20 protein-coding genes are annotated in these 18,650 nt (G+C 69.5%); 11 read left to right on the plus strand and 9 right to left on the minus strand.

The genetic code is table 11. From position 1 onward, the window contains the following. Positions 1–27 precede the first annotated feature (27 nt). Positions 28–1,842, minus strand: coding sequence for a flavin-containing monooxygenase (locus tag M4V62_RS41490; protein ID WP_249592364.1), 1,815 nt, complete (start codon positions 1,840–1,842; stop codon positions 28–30). Positions 1,843–2,039: 197 nt separating this feature from the next. Between M4V62_RS41490 and M4V62_RS41495 the strand changes: the two genes are divergently transcribed. Together M4V62_RS41495 and M4V62_RS41500 are read left to right on the plus strand one after the other, a co-directional pair. Continuing rightward, on the plus strand, positions 2,040–3,116 hold the full coding sequence (locus tag M4V62_RS41495; RefSeq protein WP_249592365.1) for an SDR family NAD(P)-dependent oxidoreductase: 1,077 nt from the start codon (positions 2,040–2,042) through the stop codon (positions 3,114–3,116). Between the two features lie 66 nt (positions 3,117–3,182). Continuing rightward, on the plus strand, positions 3,183–4,229 hold the full coding sequence (locus M4V62_RS41500; protein ID WP_249592366.1) for an SMP-30/gluconolactonase/LRE family protein: 1,047 nt from the start codon (positions 3,183–3,185) through the stop codon (positions 4,227–4,229). A 3-nt stretch (positions 4,230–4,232) separates the two neighbouring features. Here the strand turns inward: M4V62_RS41500 and M4V62_RS41505 are convergent, their stop codons facing one another. Together M4V62_RS41505 and M4V62_RS41510 are read right to left on the minus strand one after the other, a co-directional pair. Further along, the gene (locus M4V62_RS41505) at positions 4,233–4,808 is read right to left on the minus strand and encodes a TetR/AcrR family transcriptional regulator (protein WP_249593218.1); all 576 of its coding nucleotides are present in this window, start codon (positions 4,806–4,808) and stop codon (positions 4,233–4,235) included. Between the two features lie 74 nt (positions 4,809–4,882). Continuing rightward, entirely contained in the window at positions 4,883–5,437 is a 555-nt protein-coding gene (locus tag M4V62_RS41510; RefSeq protein ID WP_249592367.1) for a GNAT family N-acetyltransferase, read from the minus strand. A gap of 127 nt (positions 5,438–5,564) precedes the next feature. Between M4V62_RS41510 and M4V62_RS41515 the strand changes: the two genes are divergently transcribed. The 3 genes from M4V62_RS41515 to M4V62_RS41525 are packed head-to-tail and all read left to right on the plus strand — an operon-like array spanning position 5,565 to position 8,604. Beyond that, positions 5,565–6,818, plus strand: a complete 1,254-nt coding sequence (locus M4V62_RS41515; protein WP_249592368.1) for an ABC transporter substrate-binding protein — start codon at positions 5,565–5,567, stop codon at positions 6,816–6,818. Continuing rightward, positions 6,815–7,768 carry a carbohydrate ABC transporter permease gene (locus M4V62_RS41520; protein ID WP_249592369.1) on the plus strand — a complete coding sequence of 318 codons (954 nt, stop codon included), beginning with the start codon at positions 6,815–6,817 and terminating at the stop codon, positions 7,766–7,768. The genes M4V62_RS41515 and M4V62_RS41520 overlap by 4 nt, the downstream gene beginning before the upstream one ends. Next, positions 7,765–8,604: a carbohydrate ABC transporter permease gene (locus M4V62_RS41525; protein ID WP_249592370.1), complete on the plus strand. Its 840-nt coding sequence runs from the start codon at positions 7,765–7,767 to the stop codon at positions 8,602–8,604. Before M4V62_RS41520 ends, M4V62_RS41525 begins: the two co-directional genes overlap by 4 nt. A 39-nt stretch (positions 8,605–8,643) precedes the next feature. Here M4V62_RS41525 and M4V62_RS41530 read toward each other — a convergent pair whose 3' ends face one another. Then, entirely contained in the window at positions 8,644–9,183 is a 540-nt protein-coding gene (locus tag M4V62_RS41530) for a CGNR zinc finger domain-containing protein (protein WP_249592371.1), read from the minus strand. Between the two features lie 86 nt (positions 9,184–9,269). On the opposite strand from M4V62_RS41530, the gene M4V62_RS41535 reads away from it, so the two are divergent. Together M4V62_RS41535 and M4V62_RS41540 are read left to right on the plus strand one after the other, a co-directional pair. Next, positions 9,270–9,974, plus strand: coding sequence for a haloacid dehalogenase type II (locus M4V62_RS41535; RefSeq protein WP_249592372.1), 705 nt, complete (start codon positions 9,270–9,272; stop codon positions 9,972–9,974). A 395-nt stretch (positions 9,975–10,369) separates the two neighbouring features. After that, complete coding sequence (locus tag M4V62_RS41540) at positions 10,370–11,065, plus strand: L,D-transpeptidase (RefSeq protein WP_249593219.1); 696 nt, start codon at positions 10,370–10,372, stop codon at positions 11,063–11,065. A gap of 193 nt (positions 11,066–11,258) precedes the next feature. Here the strand turns inward: M4V62_RS41540 and M4V62_RS41545 are convergent, their stop codons facing one another. Both M4V62_RS41545 and M4V62_RS41550 read right to left on the minus strand, forming a co-directional pair. Next, positions 11,259–11,624, minus strand: a complete 366-nt coding sequence (locus M4V62_RS41545; RefSeq protein WP_249592373.1) for a hypothetical protein — start codon at positions 11,622–11,624, stop codon at positions 11,259–11,261. 549 nt (positions 11,625–12,173) lie between these two features. Then, positions 12,174–13,061 carry a 4Fe-4S domain-containing protein gene (locus M4V62_RS41550; protein ID WP_249592374.1) on the minus strand — a complete coding sequence of 296 codons (888 nt, stop codon included), beginning with the start codon at positions 13,059–13,061 and terminating at the stop codon, positions 12,174–12,176. Positions 13,062–13,431: 370 nt separating this feature from the next. Between M4V62_RS41550 and M4V62_RS41555 the strand changes: the two genes are divergently transcribed. Beyond that, a complete protein-coding gene (locus tag M4V62_RS41555) occupies positions 13,432–14,178 on the plus strand; it encodes a dienelactone hydrolase family protein (RefSeq protein WP_249592375.1) in 747 nt (248 codons plus the stop codon). 181 nt (positions 14,179–14,359) lie between these two features. On the opposite strand, the gene gdhA is transcribed toward M4V62_RS41555, so the two are convergent. Continuing rightward, positions 14,360–15,718, minus strand: coding sequence for an NADP-specific glutamate dehydrogenase (gdhA, locus tag M4V62_RS41560; protein ID WP_249592376.1), 1,359 nt, complete (start codon positions 15,716–15,718; stop codon positions 14,360–14,362). Between the two features lie 380 nt (positions 15,719–16,098). On the opposite strand from gdhA, the gene M4V62_RS41565 reads away from it, so the two are divergent. After that, positions 16,099–16,884, plus strand: a complete 786-nt coding sequence (locus M4V62_RS41565; RefSeq protein ID WP_249592377.1) for an SAM-dependent methyltransferase — start codon at positions 16,099–16,101, stop codon at positions 16,882–16,884. A 94-nt stretch (positions 16,885–16,978) separates the two neighbouring features. Next, a complete protein-coding gene (locus tag M4V62_RS41570; RefSeq protein WP_249592378.1) occupies positions 16,979–17,548 on the plus strand; it encodes a hypothetical protein in 570 nt (189 codons plus the stop codon). 9 nt (positions 17,549–17,557) lie between these two features. Here the strand turns inward: M4V62_RS41570 and M4V62_RS44025 are convergent, their stop codons facing one another. After that, positions 17,558–17,818, minus strand: coding sequence for an FAD-dependent oxidoreductase (locus M4V62_RS44025; RefSeq protein WP_430626892.1), 261 nt, complete (start codon positions 17,816–17,818; stop codon positions 17,558–17,560). On the opposite strand from M4V62_RS44025, the gene M4V62_RS44030 reads away from it, so the two are divergent. Then, positions 17,733–17,960 (plus strand): hypothetical protein, encoded by a 228-nt coding sequence (locus M4V62_RS44030; RefSeq protein ID WP_430626893.1) that lies wholly within the window; start codon positions 17,733–17,735, stop codon positions 17,958–17,960. The genes M4V62_RS44025 and M4V62_RS44030 overlap by 86 nt on opposite strands. 54 nt (positions 17,961–18,014) lie before the next feature. On the opposite strand, the gene M4V62_RS41580 is transcribed toward M4V62_RS44030, so the two are convergent. Continuing rightward, positions 18,015–18,620, minus strand: a complete 606-nt coding sequence (locus M4V62_RS41580) for a TetR/AcrR family transcriptional regulator (RefSeq protein WP_249592379.1) — start codon at positions 18,618–18,620, stop codon at positions 18,015–18,017. Between the last annotated feature and the right edge of the window lie 30 nt (positions 18,621–18,650).

Here is an 18,650-nt window from a genome sequence, read left to right on the forward strand (position 1 = left end):
ATTGTCCGCCTGCCGGTTCGGCGGGAATCAGGCCGAGGCGGCGGCCTTGGCCTGGAGAGCCTCGCCCATGTTCTCCTCGCGCCAGCGGCGCAGGAGTTCGTGGAAGGCGACGGCGCCGTGCGGATAGGCCGTCGGACCGTTCGGGCGGCCGCGGCCCTCGCCGTTGTAGTAGCCGGGGGTGCATTCGGCGTGGAACCACGCGTGGTCGGGGGCGCCCTGCCCGCAGACGTCGACCCAGGCGTCCTCGGCCTCCGGGGTGGGCTCCACGACGGCGCCCTTCTCCTGCGCGGCGGCCACCAGGGCGGCGGCGTGCACGGCCTGCTCGTCCAGGATGTGCGTGAAGTTCACGCTGCTGGCGTTCTGCAGTGAGCCCATCCGGATCAGATTCGGGAATCCGTTGCTGGTGAAGCCGTGCAGGGTGCGCGGGCCCCGTTGCCTCAGCGTGTCAAGGAGCTGGATGCCGTCGCGGCCGGTCACGGGCAGCTTCCCGGAGGTGATGCCGGAGAGCCCCACGGAGAACCCGGTGGCGAACACCAGGCAGTCGACCTCGTACTCCACCCCGCCCACGACGACGCCGCGCTCGGTCATGCGCTCGATACCGTGGGTGTCGGCCGTGTCCACCAGGGTGACGTTGTCGCGGTTGAACGCGGGCAGGTACTTGTCGGAGAACGTGGGGCGCTTGCACGCGTACCGGTACCAGGGCCTGAGGGCGGCGGCGGTGGCCCGGTCGGTGACCTCGGCGGCCACGCGGGCGCGGATCGTGTTCATCGTCGCGTGGTCGGCGACCTCGTAGGCGGCCTCGAAGTCCGGCTCACCCCGTCGGCGGAAGCTGGGCAGGAGCTTCTCGAGTAGACCGGCCGACTCAGTCCAGCGATCCGCGACCAGATCCTGCTCGGCGTACTCACCGGAGCAGATCCGCAGGAAGTTCTCGCGGCGCTCGGCGGCCCACCCCGGCCGGTCCGCCCCGACCTGGTGCGGCGTCATGCGCTGCTGGCCCCGCACGTCCACGGCCGAGGGCGTGCGCTGGAAGACGTACAGATGACCGGCGTCCTCGGCCAGCATCGGGATGACCTGCACACCGGTGGCGCCGGTGCCGACGACGCCGACCCGCTGGCCCGTAAGGCCCTTCATGCCGCCCTCGGGGCTGCCGCCGGTGTAGCCGTAGTCCCAGCGCGAGGTGTGGAAGGTGTGGCCACGGTAGTCCTCGATGCCGGGGATGCCGGGCAGTTTGGGCTCGGAGAGCGTGCCGGTGGCGGTGATGACGTAGGTGGCCCGGAACTCGTCGCCCCGGTCGGTCCTGACCAGCCACTGCTCGGCCTTCTGGTCCCAGGTCAGGGAGGTGACGGCGGTGGAGAACAGGGCGTGCTCGTACAGGCCGAACTGCTCGGCGATACGCACCGCGTGCCTGCGGATCTCCTCGCCCGGGGCATACTTCCACTCGGGTACGTATCCGGTCTCGTCGAGCAGCGGCAGATAGACGTGCGACTCGATGTCGCAGTGGATGCCGGGGTAGCGGTTCCAGTACCACGTGCCGCCGAAGTCACCGCCCTTCTCGATGACACGCACCTTCGCCACTCCCTGACCGCGCAGACGTGCGCCCGCCAGGATCCCGCCGAACCCGCCGCCGACGATCGCGACGTCCACCACGTCGTGCAGCGGCTCGCGCTCCGCCGTCCCGCCGGAGTACGGGTCGTCGGCGAAGTAGCCGAACTCCGCCTCGGTGGACCGGTACTGGCCCGCGCCTTCGGGTCGCACACGGCGTTCCCGCTCGAGGCGGTAGCGCTCGCGCAGGGCGACGATCTCCTGCGGGGTCGGCTGGGTGGCGTACTGCGGCAGGTGCATGGTGCGAGGCCTCTCGTGGGGGAGGGGGGTCGGGCTCGTGGGGGAGGTGCGCCGGGTCCCGAACAGGCGTGATCAGTGCCCTCGTTGGAGCGTCCCGTGCGGCCACAGGTACCGTAACCCAGGAACCGGACAGTGTTGTCCGGTTGGGGTCGGTCACCTCGCGCCCCGCCCGAGCGCCACGACATGAAAGGCCTGCGATGCCGAACGTCACCCCCGCCTCCCCACTGCGCGACTGGCTGGCGGAGCCCACCGCCGGACAGGTGCTGCGCGGCCTGCTGGCCTCCCAGGGACAGAGCGAGGAGGCCCTGGCCCCCGCCCTCGGCCTGCCGCTGGAGCAGCTCGTGAAGATGTCCGCGGGGAAGTTCCCGCCGGAGCTCGTGGACGTGCTGGTCACCGCGGCCGAGACCGGGCAGATCCCCGAGGGCGTGCCGACGGCGGCACCGGCCCCGTCACCGACCGGTGCCGCCGTCCCTGCCGTGGAGCCCGACCTGGGCGTCGAGATCGGCGCCCCCGAGCCGTGGACCGAGCAGGTCACGCCCGGCCGCTTCGGTGGCCGGAGCGTCGTCGTCACCGGCGCCGCCTCCGGCATCGGCAAGGCCGTCGCCTCCCGCATCGTGCGCGAGGGCGGCCGCGTCATCGCCGTCGACATCTCCGCCGACGGCCTCGCGGCCCTGGCCGCCGACCTGGGCGAGCAACTCGTGCCCGTCACAGCGGACATCACCGCTCCCGCTTCCGCCGACGCCGTCCTGGCCGCCGCGGGCGGGCGCGTGGACGCCCTGGCCAACGTCGCGGGCGTGATGGACGACGACGCCGCCGTGCACGAAGTCGACGACACGACCTGGGAACGCGTCATGCGCATCAACGTCGACGGCCCGATGCGGCTGATGCGCGCCGTCGTGCCCGGCATGCTCGCCGCGGGCGGCGGCCGGATCGTCAATGTCGTCTCCGAGGCGGCCCTGCGCGGCTCGGCGGCCGGCGCCGCCTACACGACCTCCAAGCACGCCCTGGTCGGCCTGACGATGTCGTCGGCCTATCAGTACGCGGGAACAGGCGTGCAGATCAACGCCGTTGCCCCCGGCGCGGTCGCCACCGGCATCCCGATGCCCGCCGCCGCCCCCTACGGCTCGTCCCGCACGGCGAAGATGCGCGTGGCGATCCCGCGCCTGGCCATGGCCGATGAACTGGCCGCCTCGATCACGTTCCTGCTCAGCAGGGACGCGGTGAACATCAACGGCGCGATCCTGCCCTCCGACGGCGGCTGGTCGGCCGCCTGACACCCGTCTCCCGCACACCAGCAGGTCCGGCCCCTCCCGGACGCGCGGAAGGAGCACCTCCACCCCATGACAGCCCACCGCACACCCCACCCCGGCCCCGCCCTGGCGATCCTGGCCCTCGGCGGCCTGCTGGCCCTGACCGGATGCGGCACCCAGGCCGCCGCCACCACCGCCGCATCGGCCTCGCGCCCCGAGCCGTCCGGCGAAGGCCGCACGATTCGCGCCACCCAGATCGCGCACGTGACCGACCCTCACGAGGCCACCGGCAGGACCCTGCTGGAGGGCCCGGTCCTGGCCGAGGACGGCGACCTGTACGTCGTGGACGTCACCGCACCCGCAGGTGAGCCCAAGGTCCTCTCCGTCGACCTGGCCACCGGGAAGAGCGAGGGCGTCTACACCGACAGGACGGGCGCCTACACCTCCGCGCAGATCAGCCCGTACGACGGCCGCCTCTACCTCACCGACTACACCGGATCGATCGTCAGCATCGAGCCGGACGGCTCGGACCCGCGTACGTTCTTCTCCGGCGAGGTGGACGGCTCCGCCACGAACCTCGACGACATCGCCTTCGACGACGAGGGCAATCTGTACGTCAGTGACCTGCACGGCATGAAGCCCGGCGAGGCCAAGGGCCGCATCGTGCGCATCGACCGCGACGGCGAGAAGTCCACCGTCCTTGCCGACGGGCTCGCCCACCCCAACGGCGTGATGTTCGACCCGAAGCTGCACGGCTTGTGGATCAGTGAACTCGCCGAGAACACCGTCTCCTACCTCCTGCTCGACGCCGACAAGACCGCCGTGACCTCCCAGCACGAGGCCATCCACGTCGACGCCGGGGTGGCCCAGACCGACTCCATCGCCGTGGACGCCGACGGCAACCTCTACCAGGCGCTGCACGGCCGACCGGCCATGGCGGTCTACAGCCCGAACGGAGAGCGGCTCGCCACCGTCGAGATTCCGGCCAACGCCGCCAAGGGGCTGGAATCGGCCACCAATGTCGCGATCACCCCGGGCGGCAAGAAGGCGTACATGACCGTCAGCGGCCCCGACGGCGGGTACGTCTTCCGGTTCACCGCGCTCGCCGAGGGCATCCGCCAGTCCAACGGCGGCTGACGGTCACACGTCGACGTCGGTCTCGACGGGCCGCAACGGCCCCACCTCGATGCCGAGCAGACTCCAGGCCGCCAGAGCGCGACGTTCCCGTTCCTCAGGGGTGGGGCCCGTGACGGCTCCGGAGACCATCGCTACGGCGAGCATGACGTCGTCGGCGGACAGCCGGTGGCCTGCGGGCAGGCACCGTGACAGGACGCCGTGGACGCGCCCGGCCAGCGCCCTGGCCTGCTCGCCGTCGCCCCGCGCGCCCCGTATGCGCAGCAGGTCGACGAACGCCGTCGAGCGGGTCAGGTGCCAGGTGACCACGCCCAGGACGCTCGCGAGGTCGGCTTCGGGCTCGTCGGCGGCCAGCTCGATCTGCTGGACGTTCTCGTCCAGGACGGCGGAGGCCAGCGCGATCCGGTCGGCGAAGTGCCGGTAGAGACTGCCCTGTCCCACCCCAGCGCGGCGGGCGACGGCCGAAAGGGGCGCGTCAAGACCCTGCTCGGCGAAGACCTCGCGGGCGGCCGCGATGAGCGCGGCACGATTGCGGGCCGCAACGCGCCGCCCCTGGTTGGCCGGACGGCCAGCGCCCTTCATGCTGCCGGGGCTGCCCCGCACGGCGGCCGAGTCCTGGGCGTCCGGCGGCGGGCCCTGGGGCGCGGTGGGTTCTTTCACGCTGGAAGGGTAGTACGCCCGCTCTGTGCGGTGATCGCCCAGCGCTCGTGGTCCCTCCACTCGCCGTTGATGAACTGGAAGGCGGTGGAGAATCCCTCGCGGTGGAACCCCAGGCGTTCGACGAGGTTGAGTGAGGCGGTGTTGTCCGGCTGGATGTTCGCTTCCAACCGGTGGAGTTCCAGCCGTTCGAAGGCGAACTCGACCACGAGCCCCAGACCTTCCGTCATGTAGCCGCGGCCGGTGGTGGAGGCGTAGGAGGTGTAGCCGAGGGATCCGCTCTGGAGGCTGCCCCCGACGATGTTGTTGATGTTGACGCCTCCCACGATCGCGCCGGTGTCGTGGCGGCAGATCACGAAGCCCTCGTGGGTGGGCTGCTCGAACCGCTCAAGGGACAGTTCGAAGGCCTCCGCCGTCAGCTCGCCGGCGCCCAGCCAGCGGTGGAGCATCTCGGCGCTCTCCCGGCGCAGCGCGGAGAGCTCCTCGTAGTCCTGACGGCGGAGGCGGCGTATGGCCACGCGTGGGCCCTGCCGGAGGTATCTGGTGGCTGCCATCCGACGAGGGTAGAACCGGGTGTCCGGATCAGCCGACACACGGCCGTAGTCCCCCTGTCGTAATCCGCCTGCATGGTTGATCGTTGGGCCGTCGGAATCAGCCGTACGCCGAACAGGGGGACGATCAATGACCATCAGCCGCAGAGGACTGCTCGGGGCGAGCGCGGCGTTGGGGCTGCTGAGCGCGTGTGGTTCCAACACGGGCCGGGACGACGGCGGTTCAGGGGACGGGCCGAAGCTGTCGCAGTGGTACCACCAGTACGGCGAGCAGGGCACCGAGCAGGCCGTGAAGAAGTATGCCGCCGCCTACAAGAAGGCGAACGTCACCGTCCAGTGGCGGCCCGGCAACTACGACGAACAGACCGCGGCGGCGCTCCTCACCGATTCCGGCCCCGATGTCTTCGAGGCCAACGGACCCTCCCTCGACCAGATCCAGGGCAAGCAGGTGGCCGACCTCACCGAGCTGTTCGACGGCGTCAAGGACGACTTCAACCCTGCTGTCCTCGCCCCGAAGACGTACGACGGCAGGATCTGGGGCATCCCGCAGGTCATCGACATGCAGATGCTCTACTACCGAAAGAGCCTGCTCGCCGACGCCGGTGTCCAGCCGCCCAAGACGCTGGACGAGCTCGTGGACGCCGCGAAGAAACTCACCACGAAGAAGACGAAGGGCCTGTTCCTGGGCAACGACGGCGGCGCCGGCGTCCTGGGCGGCACGCCCCTGCACGCGGCCGGCCTCGAACTCGTCACCGCCGACGGAAAGGTCGGCTTCGACGACCCGGCTGCCGCCCGCGCCCTCGGCAAGATCCACCAGCTGTACGCCGACAAGTCGCTGCTCCTGGGGGCGCCCGCCGACTGGTCGGACCCGTCGGCGTTCGTCCAGGGGCTGACCGCCATGCAGTGGTCGGGCCTGTGGGCGCTGCCGACCGTGCAGAAGGAACTGGGCGACGACTTCGGTGTCCTGCCGTTCCCGAAGGACGGAGCCGCGGGCAAGCCGTCGGTGCCGGTCGGGGCGTACGCCGCCGCGGTCAGCACCCGCAGCAAGCATCAGCAGGCCGGCAAGGACTTCCTCAAGTGGCTGTGGATCGACAGCACCGAACGCCAGGAGGACTTCGCCCTCGCGTACGGATTCCACATCCCGGCCCGCATCTCCCTGGCGAAGAAGGCCGAGAAGCTCAGGAAGGGCGCGGCTGCCGACGCCGTCCGCTACACCACGGAATACGGACATGCCGAACCCCTCCTGTGGACCCCGGCCAGCAGGAGCGCCTACCAGGACGCCCTGAGCCGCATCATCAAGGACGGCGCGAACCCGGACGACGAGCTCAAGAAGGTCGTGCGCAAGGTGTCCGCCGAGCTCGGCCGGGTGAAGAAGACGTCGTGACCACAGCAGCCCGTGACGACCGACAGGCAACCGGGCGACGGAAGTTGTGGGGACACCAGAACCGCACCCTCTGGTTCTGGGTGTTCGTCGGGCCCTTCGTGCTCGGCCTGGGCATCTTCACGTACATCCCGCTCGGGTGGAGCGTCTACCTCAGCTTCTTCGACGCCCACAACACCGTCACCCCGAGCGACTTCGTCGGCTTCGGCAACTACACGGCGATGCTGCAGAACGAGGCGTTCACCGACAGCCTGTGGACCTTCCTCGTCTTCTCGCTGTTCATCGTGCCAGCGACCTACGCGCTCTCCCTCGCGCTCGCCCTCATGGTCCACCGCCAACGCCGCGCCCAGGCGTTCTTCCGCTCGGTCTTCTTCCTGCCCGCGGCCTGCTCCTACGTGGTGGCCGCGCTGATCTGGAAGATGTCCATCTTCAACGGGGTGCGGTTCGGGCTCGCCAACACCGTCCTCGGCTGGTTCGGCGGCGACCAGATCGCCTGGCTGTCGACGACCGACCCGCCCTGGTACTGGGCGGTCATCGTCACCGTCCGGCTCTGGCTCCAGGCGGGCTTTTACATGGTGCTCTTCCTCGCCGGACTCCAGCGCATCAGCCCCACCCTCTACGAGGCGGCGGCCGTGGACGGGGCACGGCCCGGCTGGCAGGTCTTCCGGCACATCACCTTCCCCCAGCTGAAAGCCACATCCGTGGCGGTGGTGCTGCTCCTGGTCATCAACGCGTTCCAGGCGTTCGACGAGTTCTACAACCTGCTCTCGGACTCCCGCGGCTACCCGCCCTACGCCAGACCCCCACTCGTCTACCTCTACTACACGGCGCTCGGCCAGGGACAGAACCTCGGCCTCGGCAGCGCGGGCGCCGTCCTGCTCGCCCTGATCATCGCGGTGGTGACGGTGGGACAGGCGAAGTGGTTCGGGCTCGGCAAGAAGGAGGCGGAGTGAGAGACGACTCAAGGGTCAGGGCGGGCCGCGCGCTGCGGCTTTCCCTGCTCATCGCGCTCGCGTTCCTGTTCCTGATCCCCTTCTACCTCCTCGTGCGCAACGGACTCTCGGCCGAGAGCGACATCACCTCGCCCGAGTGGACCTTCTTCCCGTCCTCGCTGCGCTGGGGGAACGTCAAGGAGCTCTTCGACGACACCTCTGTGCCGTTCGCGCGCTCCCTGCTCAACTCCTCCCTGATCGCGGTCGCGACGACGCTCGGCACGCTGCTGCTCGCCTCACTCGCCGGATACGGCCTGGCCCGCATCCCCTACCGCCACGCGAACAAGGTGTTCTACGCGATCCTCGGCACGCTGATGGTCCCGGCCTCCGTCACCTTCGTACCGTCCTTCGTCCTGGTCTCGTCGCTCGGCTGGGTGTCGACGCTGCGCGGCCTGATCGTCCCGACCCTGTTCTCCGCCTTCGCGTGCTTCGTCTTCCGGCAGTACTTCCTCGGATTTCCAAGGGAGTTGGAGGACGCGGCGCGCGTCGACGGGCTCGGATACTGGCGCACGTACTGGCGGGTGGTCGTGCCCAACTCCCGGCCGGTCTTCGCGGCGGTGGGCACGATCGTCTTCATCGGTGCGTGGAACTCGTTCCTGTGGCCGCTGGTCATCGGCCAGGACAGAAACGCGTGGACGGTACAGGTGGCGCTGTCGTCGTTCACCACGTCACAGGTGATCAGGCTGCACGAACTCTTCATCGCGGCCGCCGTGTCGATCGTGCCGCTGCTCGTGGTGTTCCTGTTCTTCCAGCGGTGGATCGTGGCGGGGGTGGAGCGCTCGGGCATCGACGACTGACGGCGCCGCGTGTACGCCGGGCGTTGTCCTCCCGAGGGGCTATGGGGCGGTGTGCTTGCGGGCTCGGTAGGCGGCGGCCTTGACGCGGTTGCCGCAGGCCTGCATGCCGCACCAGGTGCGGCGCGTGCCGCGGGAGCGGTCGAGGTAGAGGCGGGTGCAGGTGGGGCGGCCGCATTCCTTCAGGCAGGTGTGGGGGTCGGCGAGCAGGGTGATCGCGCGGCGGGCGATGTGGGTGAGCGCGGAGCGGAGATCTCCCGACAGGTGGGTGCCTGCGTCGCTGAGGCGCAGGGCGGGGAGCGGCCCTGCGGCGGCGTCGTTGAGGATGTCCAGGCTGCCCGGCGTGTAGGGGCGGCTCTGCATGAGGTCGAGGGCGAGTTGGTGGATGGCCTCGCGGAGCTGAAGGGCGCAGGTGAGGGCTGCGGGGTCGGCAGGCACCTGGTCGGGGAGTTCGTCGCAGGCCATGACCCACTGTTCGAGGTCGGCGGGGGTGGCAAGGAGGTCGCGGGGCTGGTCGCGGCGGGATTCCACGGTGGCGACCAGGTCCAGGGCGGGGTTTCCGCTGACGAAGGCGAAGTGCACGTCACCATCTTGACCGGTGACGTGCGGTCGGGCAACACTTGTCACCTGTTCAACCGGTGACGTAGTGGTGGGAGCTGGGATCACGGATGCCCGAGGCACGCGATATCGAGGTCGTCGTCCTCGACGTCCTGGGAACGATGGTGGACGAGGCCGGTGGGCTCGGTGCGGCCATCGGCGAGGCGGTCGCCGAGTCGGGCGATGCCTCATCAGAGGCATCGGTAGAGCACCTGCTCGCGGTGTGGCACGAGCATGTCGAGCGTGAGCAGCGGCGCATCGGAGAGGGGGACCGCTCGTACGCCAACAGCGAGGTCATCGACGGCGAGGCGGCCGAGCGGGTGGCTGAGCGCGCCGGGCTCACCGACCCCGTGGTCATCGGGCGGCTGGCTGCCGCATCGCAGCGGCTCGGCCCCTGGGAGGACTCCGTCGCCGGACTCGCACGCCTTTCGCGGCGCTTTCCGGTGCTGGGACTCTCGAATGCCACTCCCGGCGCTCTGCTCCGTCTGAACGCGCATGCGGGGCTGCGCTGGCATCAGGTGTTGTCGGCCGACGACGCCCGCGCCTACAAGCCCGCTCCGGAGGTCTACAAGCTCGCGGTTGAGGCGGCGGGATGTCCGCCCGAGCGTGTGCTGATGGTTGCCGCGCACGCCTGGGACCTACGAGGAGCTCAGGCACTGGGCATGCGAACCGCCTACGTCCGGCGGCCGGTTGGGGATCCACCCAGGACGACCGACTCCTTCGACTGGTGGGCGCAGAGCCTGGATGAGCTGGTCGCCGCCCTGACGGAGGCGTAGCAGCACAGCAGAAAGCCCCGGATGCCGAAAAGCGTCCGGGGCTTCGCCATGAGCGCTGGGCAGGCCTTGCACCTGCATTTCCCCGCAGGAAGCGGGGCGTCTTTCCTTGGACGACCAACGCCGGGCCCGTTGCCGGGGTTTCACCGGCTGCGGGCTCAAGATCAACCATAACGTACGGGGCCGGCGCCTCGCGCCACGCCCACGACGTCACGGCGGCACGCGCCGGTCCTGGGCCGCAAGGCGCCCCCGCGGCCGGGCCGCCACCCGGCGACAAATCATCCTCTGTTACACACCTGTGTCGATTTGCCCTACAACGAACTCCGGGGCCGCGTCGTCTAGCAGGTGGGATCCGACCCGTGGACGAATGACGAATGACGAACGAGGAGTGGTCAGCAGTGGGGGACATACGCAGACGAGGAGCCGTGGCTCTGGGGATCACCGTGCTGGTGGCCCCGCTCACGGTGGCGCTCGGTACGGGCAGTGCTCAGGCCGCGTCGTGCTCGACACAGACCGGGCCGTACCAGAAGCAGGTCGAGAAGTTCCTCGGCCGCCCGGTGGACGGCAAGCAGTCGGCAGCCGACTGCAAGGTCATCAAGGCCTTCCAGACCAAGCACAAGATCACCCCGAACGCCGGGTACGCGGGGAGCGTCACCTGGGGCGTCATGAACCTCATGAACAAGCAGAAAGCGGTGGGCAACACCCCCAACAAGGCGGGTAAGTGCCCGACCAACAAGGGGCGCATCGCCTGCGTCGACCTGACGCTCCAGCTCAGCTGGATCCAGGACGGCCGGAACCTCAAGTACGGCCCGGTACCGGTGCGCACCGGCCGCAACGGCCACGAGACCCGCACGGGCCTGAAGAAGGTCTACTGGCGCAACATCGACCACGTGTCGAGCATCTACCACGTGCCGATGCCGTACAGCCAGTTCTTCGACGGCGGCCAGGCGTTCCACTCCGTCGGCATCAGCGTCTGGTCCCCTCCGGGCTCCCACGGCTGCGTCAACATGACGAAGAAGGACGCCGTGCAGTACTGGAACATGCTGCGCAAGGGCGACGACGTCTTCGTCTACGGCCGCAAGCCGGGCACCTGATCCGTAGCTTTCACGGATCCGACCGGCCTGGCCCCCGCCTCCTGGTCGAGCGCCCGCGCCAGGCCGTGGGCGCTGCCCTGGCTCGCTGTTGGGGCACTTCGGTCCGCACCACCGTCACCTGCACCCCGGCGCACAAGGCGGGCGTACCGCTGACGCCTGAAGTGGTGGGTCTATGCGGTCTATACGGCAGAAGTCAGATACGGCCATGTGTCAGCCGAGTCAGCGGTCCGCCCTGGATCTTCGCTGACCGGCGCCCGGCGGTGAAAGAAGCTCCGACCACGGTGACCAGACCAGCGGCAGCCCCTGCGGCGATGGCCTTGCGGTTCTTCACCAGGGTCCAGCCGGTGACTGCCGTGGAAGCGACCTTGCCGGTGGCCGATACCACTGTCTTGCCGCCGCTCTCGATACCGGCGGCTGCCGCCTGCTTTGCGCGCTGCGTCGCGAGACCGAACGAATGGGCACCAGAAGCGGCGGCGTCGGTCGCCTCGCCAGCGGAATCCTTCGCCTTCTCGGCAGCCTGAGCCGATTCCTGCTTGGCCTTCTGTGCAGTGGTGTTCACCTTGTGCGCTCCTGTGCTTGGAGTCGACCGCCCCTTGGCGGCTGTTGCCTTCGTGCTGTGCCGGCCGTTTCCGGCGCTGTCATCAGAGGTTCTTCTCTCGTCAGCCATGCAGTCCGTGTTGCCAGTCAACGCCCTGTGAAACTCGGTGCGTCTGACTGCTCCTTGCCGACAGGCGGCAAGGAACCCAGAGGCCCGGGGCTCAGATGCAGGTCACGGGCGCGGATAGCCGTCGAGACTGTCGACCGGGACGGGCCGAAGTCTCGTGCCGTCCTCATGCATGGCTGGGGTGCGAGGAGAGGCAGCTTCAACGCGGATGCCGGGCCAGTCGAGCGCTACCTCCGCGACGTCCTGCATTGCCGCAGGGGCGGTCGAGGCAGCCGGGCAGGGTGGTGGTGTCGCTGCCCATCCGTAACCGACCCTCGGCCCCCACCATCGGCTTGCCGGTGCCGCGTTCGGCGGTCCCGGCCCTGCTGGCGAGGTGGCCCTTGTCGTACGCCAGCGCCCCCGGCCGACGGGGGTACCAGCCCCCACTCGCGAGGGTCAGAGCTGTTACCAGCGCATCGCGGTGAAGTCGACGGGGCGGGGCCGGAGTTCTTGGGTACGCGTCGTCAGCTGCCGCAGCCGCTGTGTCATGTCGTCGCCGGGGAGGCGTTGGCGGTCGCCGTGGCCCGGTAGCAGCCACTCGAAGCGCAACTGGTGGGCGGTGCGGGCCAGGGAGGCGGCCAGCTCCTCGATGGAGTACCAGGTGACACTGTCGGCCACCTCGATGTCCGCTGTCGTGCGCGACCAGTAGAAGCTGTCGCCGCTGAAGCAGTACCGCTGGTCGGCGAGATAGAGCACGCTGCCCTGCGTGTGTCCAGGAAGGGGGAAGGCGACGACCCCTTCGGCGATCTCCGCCGGTTCGGTGCCACGGAGCACACGGTCGGCGTCCGGGGCGGCATCGAGGTCACCCTCGTGGATCCACAGCTTGGCCCCGAAGCGATCGGCGTAGCGACGGCCGTGCGCGGCGTGGTCGCGGTGGGTGAGCAGGACGTCGGTGACGGGCCCCAGCGCCTCGTGGCGCGCGGCCAGCGAAGTGCTCCAGCGTGGCGTGTCCACCATCATCACGGTGCCGTCGGCGCGGCGTAACAGGTAGGAGTTGGCCCCTGCGTTGTGCGGGGAGTTGTGCCCGCACAGGTACACGGAGTCGTCCAGAGCCAGTGGGAAGGGATCCAGCGCCGCGTCCAGCCGCCCGGTCGGGGGACGAACCGAGCGGGTGGGACAGGCGTGCGCGGCGGCGTGGAACTGCCGGATCTCGTCCTGGCCGTGAGGCTGGCGCAAGACGACCGCGCGGCCGTCGGCCTCCCCGATCAGGCCGGGGGCGAGCTGCCGGGCAACGTCGCAATTCATGCAGCGCTCGTCCACGTGCCAGCCGCCCTCGAACCGTTCATCGCGCATGGTCCACTCCCTTGTCCACGGCGCCCGCTGACCGGCCGCTCGTTCTCAGGGGTATCGCTCGTCGTGCGCGGAGAGGAAGGGGGCATGGATCTTGTACTTGCGCCTCCGCCCTGTTCTGAGGGTGGTTTTAGGTGCGTTTATCCATATTTTCCAGCCTCTCTATACGAAGCATCCGGCCACGGAGACTCCGCAAAAACCGATAGGCGGACGAGGGCGGCCACTGCTACGTTTCCGGAGGCCGTGCGAGAGATCGAGGAGGTGGTACCCGTGAACGCAGTATCGACATGGGTGCTCCCCTCCGGGGCCACGGTCGGGCGATAGACAGGTCGTCCGGGAGCGCCGTTCCAGTGCACTCCCGAAAGGCACGACCATGCGTTTCACTTCCGAGCAACGCCTCGACGACGGCGTCCTCGAACGCGAATTCACCCTCGGTGAGATCCCCGGCATCCTGTGGACAACGGCATCAGCGTCAGCACCCGCCTCCGCACCGGCGCCTCTGATCCTGCTCGGCCATCCTCCCCTGGGGCTGCGCAAGATGTACCCCCGACTGGTGGCCCGAGCCCAGCAAGCTGCGGCGGATGGCTTCGCCACGGCCACCATCGAGCTCCCCGGAAGCGGCGACCGGCCCCGCCTGCCCGCCGCCGAGCAGGCCCGGGCCGACCTGCGGCGGGCGATGGAGGCCGGTGAACCGGTCAGCGACGGGATCGTCGACGCCCTCATCCTCCCGCTGGTCGAAGAGGCCGTCCCGGAATGGCAGGCCGCCCTGGACGCCCTCCTTGTGCTGCCCGAGATCGGTGGCCCGGTCGGGTACTCGGGGGGAGTGATCTCCATCGGCATCCGGCTGGCGGTGGTCGAGCCGCGTATCTCGGCCGGCGTTCTGTTCGCCGGAAGTTTCGTGCCGCGCGCCATGTTCGAGGAGGCCCGGCAGGTCACCATTCCACTGCACGTCCTGCTGCAATGGGACGACGAAGGCAACGACCGGCAGGCGGCCCTGGACCTGTTCGACGCCTTCAGCTCCAAGGAGAAGTCCCTGCACGCCCATCTCGGCGGGCACACCGGCGTCCCGCAGTTCGCGGGGGACGCTGCGGCCCAGTTCTTCACCCGACACCTGAAGTGAGGCCGGCGACACCTGAAGTGAGGCCGGGCCGTCCGGCCGCCAGCAGCCGGTAGCTGACGTCGGCCGGAATGCCGCTCATCGAGGGCAGGTACCGGCTCCCGGCCCTCGGCGGCTCTTCACACCGTGGGCTCCTGCCGAACTCTCGGCAGGGGCCCACGGGCAGGCATCTGGCGCCTGGGGTTCAGATGACGCCCTGGGCCAGCATCGCGTCCGCCACCCGTTCGAAGCCTGCGATGTTCGCCCCCGTCACGTAGTTTCCGGGGGCACCGTAGCGTTCGGCCCTCTCGTGGCAGGTGGCGTGGATGTCGTTCATGATGTGCGTCAGTTCCTCCTCGACCCGTGCTGCCGACCACGACGTACGGGCGTGGTTCTGGGCCATCTCCAGGGCGCTGACCGCCACACCGCCTGCGTTGGCCGCCTTGCCGGGCCCGAACGCGACACCCGCCTGCTGGAACAGATGCACGGCCTCGGGGGTCGTCGGCATATTGGCGCCCTCCGAAACGGCCTTCACGCCGTTGCGGATCAGAGCGGCGGCATCGTCGCCGTCGAGCTCGTTCTGTGTGGCCGACGGCAACGCGATGTCGGCCGGGACCTCCCAGACTCGCCCGCCCGGCACGAAGTGGGCCGATGCGCCCCGGCGTTGGGCGTAGGTGTCGACCCGGCCGCGCTCCACTTCCTTGACCTGCTTGAGCAGGTCAAGGTCGATGCCCTTCTCGTCGACCACGTAACCGGACGAATCCGAGCAGGTCACGGCGTTGGCGCCGAGGGCGGCCAGCTTCTGGATGGTGTGGATGGCGACGTTGCCGGAGCCGGAGACGACCGCCGTGCGGCCCTCGAGGTCCTCGCCGCGCTCGCGCAGCATCGCCGCCGCGAAGAGGACGTTGCCGTACCCGGTGGCCTCCGGACGGATCAGTGAGCCACCCCAGCCCGGCCCCTTGCCGGTGAGGACACCGGCCTCCCAGCGGTTGGTGATGCGCCGGTACTGGCCGAACAAGTAGCCGATCTCGCGCCCGCCGACGCCGATGTCACCCGCGGGCACGTCCGTGTGCTCACCGATGTGCCGGTACAGCTCCGTCATGAACGACTGGCAGAAGCGCATGACCTCCGCGTCGCTGCGGCCGCGCGGGTCGAAGTCGCTGCCACCCTTGCCGCCGCCGATGCCGAGACCGGTCAGCGCGTTCTTGAAGATCTGCTCGAAGCCCAGGAACTTGATGACGCCGAGGTTCACCGACGGGTGGAAGCGCAGGCCGCCCTTGTACGGGCCGAGAGCGCTGTTGAACTCCACCCGGAACCCGCGATTGACGTGGACGCGACCCCGGTCGTCCTGCCACGGCACTCGGAAGATGACCTGCCGCTCCGGCTCGCAGAGCCGCTCGATCAGTCCGGGTTCGGCATACTCGGGGCGAGCCTCGATGACTGGCGCCAGAGTCTCCAGGACCTCCTGGGCGGCCTGGTGGAACTCCGGCTGGGCCGGGTTGCGGTGCTCGATCGCGGTGAGCAACTGCGCGAGCGTGGTCTTCGTCTCGGAACGCGTGGTCAAAGGAGCCCTTTCTGGAACGGCTGACACCGGGGTCCGGCACGGCGCGCGGCGCGCTCCGGTACAGCCGGTCGGGGCGTACGGCGCCATTGCCGTGCGCGGGACGATCACGTCTTATGTGCATGGAAACATGCTGCCCAGTGCCCAGGTCCAGAGCGCGACCACCATGCGAGACCGAACTTGCGCCGTGTCCGCAGGACGGAGGACCCATGTGAGCCAAGGCACATGCGAACGGCGGTGGCAGCCCTGTACCGGAATGCCCGCGCCGACCGTGCTCGGACCGTCAACGCACCTGCTGTAAAGGCCAGTTGGCATGGCAAACTGCTGAGCGCCAGCCACCCGCCAGCCACCCGCCCGCCTCCCTGTGACGATGGAGTCCGCTCATGACGGCACCCTCCCCCCGCCCCCGCATCGAGACCGGACAGGCACACCCCGCACGGGTCTACGACTGGCTGCTCGGGGGCAAGGACAACTACCCCGTCGACGAGGCAGTGGGCGAGAAGCTGCCGCCCGAGGTGCGCATCGGCGCCCTGCACAACCGCGCGTTCATGAAGCGGGCCGCCGCCCATCTCGCGGGACTGGGCGTCGACCAGTTCCTCGACATAGGCGCCGGGATTCCCACCGCTCCGAATCTGCACCAGATCGTGCAGCGCATCGCGCCGTCCGCGAAGGTCGTCTACACCGACAACGACCCCATCGTGCTGCGTCACGCGGAGGCCCTGCTGGTCAGCAGCCCGCAAGGCGCCACCGACTACATCCAGGCCGATGTGCGCGAGCCGGAGGTGATCCTCGAACACGCCCGTACCGTCCTGGACTTCGGCCGTCCGATCGGTCTGTCGCTGATCGCGCTGATGCACTTCGTCGCGGACGAGCAGGACCCGTACGGCATCGTCGCCAGGCTGGTCTCGGCCCTGCCGTCCGGCAGCCACCTGGTGCTCTCCCACGCCTCCAACGACATCTTCCCTGAGGTGGCGGAGCAGGTGACCGAGCAGTACGCGAGGAGCGGCATGACGCTCGCGCTCCGCTCCCGCGAGGAGACAGTCCGCTTCATCGAGGGTCTGGAGCCCGTCGAGCCCGGCCTGGTGACGGCCCCCGAGTGGTTCCGCGAGGAGCCCGCGCCGCAGCCCGAACCGAGCGGGATGTACGCGGTGGTGGCACGGGTGCCTTGATCTCCCTGCGCATTTCGGGGGCCTCGGCCCGAGTGCCAACGCCCACCAGGGATATGAACCAGGGAGGCTGTCCGTTCACTCACGAGGGAGATGCATGAGCCTCGCCAGTCAAGTACTGCCGCTTGTCGGCGTTGCTACGGGAGCGGTGCTGTCCCTTGTTGTCTCTGCCGTGAACGAACGCACGCAGTGGCGACGCCAGCAGTCCGTCCGATGGGACGAACGGCGCCTCAACGCCTACGCGGAGTACGCCCACACCGTCAAGGAACTCAGCAACCGGTACAGGGGGCTGGCCATAGCCCGTGGACTCACCACGGGGTCGACGCCGCTGGAGCCGACGGCTGCCACGCTTGAGGAACTCGCAGCGGCCGAGGCCCATCGGTCGGCGCTCGCGGAAGCCCTCTGGCTGCTCGGTGACGTGGACAGCAATACCGCTGCCGTCCAACTGAACCGCGCGCTCTGGCATCTCGAGTGGTTGGCTCGCGGCAGACCGACTGCCGGCACCGCCACGTGGCCCGAGGCGTACCTTGAGTTCCGGAAGACGCGTGAGGATTTCCTGCGGGCTGCGCGCCGCGACCTTGGCGTCAGCGGTGGCCAGATCACCCGCGACGTTCCCTGGCCTCCGCAGTGGCACCCGTCGAGTGACACAGGAGTCGGCAACCCCTGATTTCTGCCCTCACCAGCCGAAACTCGCCATTGAGCACCGGGTTGGCGCAACGGCGACGCTCACCGCCAACTGAAGTGCTCCCGCCGTGGGTCGGTCAGTGGCTGTCGGGTTCGTCGGGGTGAGGCTGGGGGAGCAGAAGCCGCCGTTGCGGCCGCTGGCCGCGTGAGCGCAGGTGGCCTGCTCGATGACCAGCACATCGAGGTCGGGACGGCGGTGCTTGGCGAGGAGCGAGGTCCGCAGTCCCGTGGAGCCGCCTCCGGCGACGGCCAGGTCGCAGCGGGTGTCCTGGGTGAGCCGGTGGGTCCTGGTCGTCGCCCTGGCCGTCCTCGGTCTCTCTGTCGTCCTGTGGCTGTATCGCACCAAGGTCCAGGACCGCAGGGCGGGCGAGAGCGGCGCTTCCGTCCCTCGGTGATCCACGGCGGGTCTCATGGCACGCAGATTCCCGCGCCGACCCGGCCGGGCCCCGTCAGGGTTCGGCCGGAGGGCGAGCGGCCCGCGGGGTCCGCAGTTCCGCCAAGTGGTCGACGACGACGGCGTACATGGACTCGGGGGTCTCGACGTCCGGCCGCATCGCCGCGTGCACGGCGAGCCCGTCCACCAGGGCGTGCAGCCGGGCGGTCTCCTGTTCCGGGTCGCGGCCGGGGCTGACGAGGCCCGCCACGAGACCGCGGCAGCCCGCGCGGAGCGCTTCGTACCCCTCGTCGCGCAGCGTTCGCAGCTCGGGGTCGGTCATGGCGCGAGCCGTGAAAGCAAGCCACACCTCGTTCTCCGCCCGCCGCTGGTCGTCCAGCGGCAGCAGTTCGGCGAGGGTGCGTGCGGCGTGCCGCAGGGGATCGTCGTCCGGAGGCAGCGCCGCGATCCGCTGCTCGATCCGGTCGATGACCATGCGCAGGGCGAAGGCCATCAGTTCGGACTGGCTCACGAAGTAGTGCCGCAACGACCCCATCGAAAGGCCCGCCTCCCGGGCCACGTTGCGAACCGAGGCGTGGTCCAGGCCGTCGCGCCGGACAACGCGCCATACGGCCTCGGCCAGCTCTCTTCGGCGGAGCTGAGGGTCGACCACTTTGGGCATGAGTCTTTTATAGCACGCCTGTGTTACTTT

This window comes from Streptomyces durmitorensis, from assembly GCF_023498005.1.
Taxonomy (GTDB): Bacteria; Actinomycetota; Actinomycetes; order Streptomycetales; family Streptomycetaceae; genus Streptomyces; species Streptomyces durmitorensis.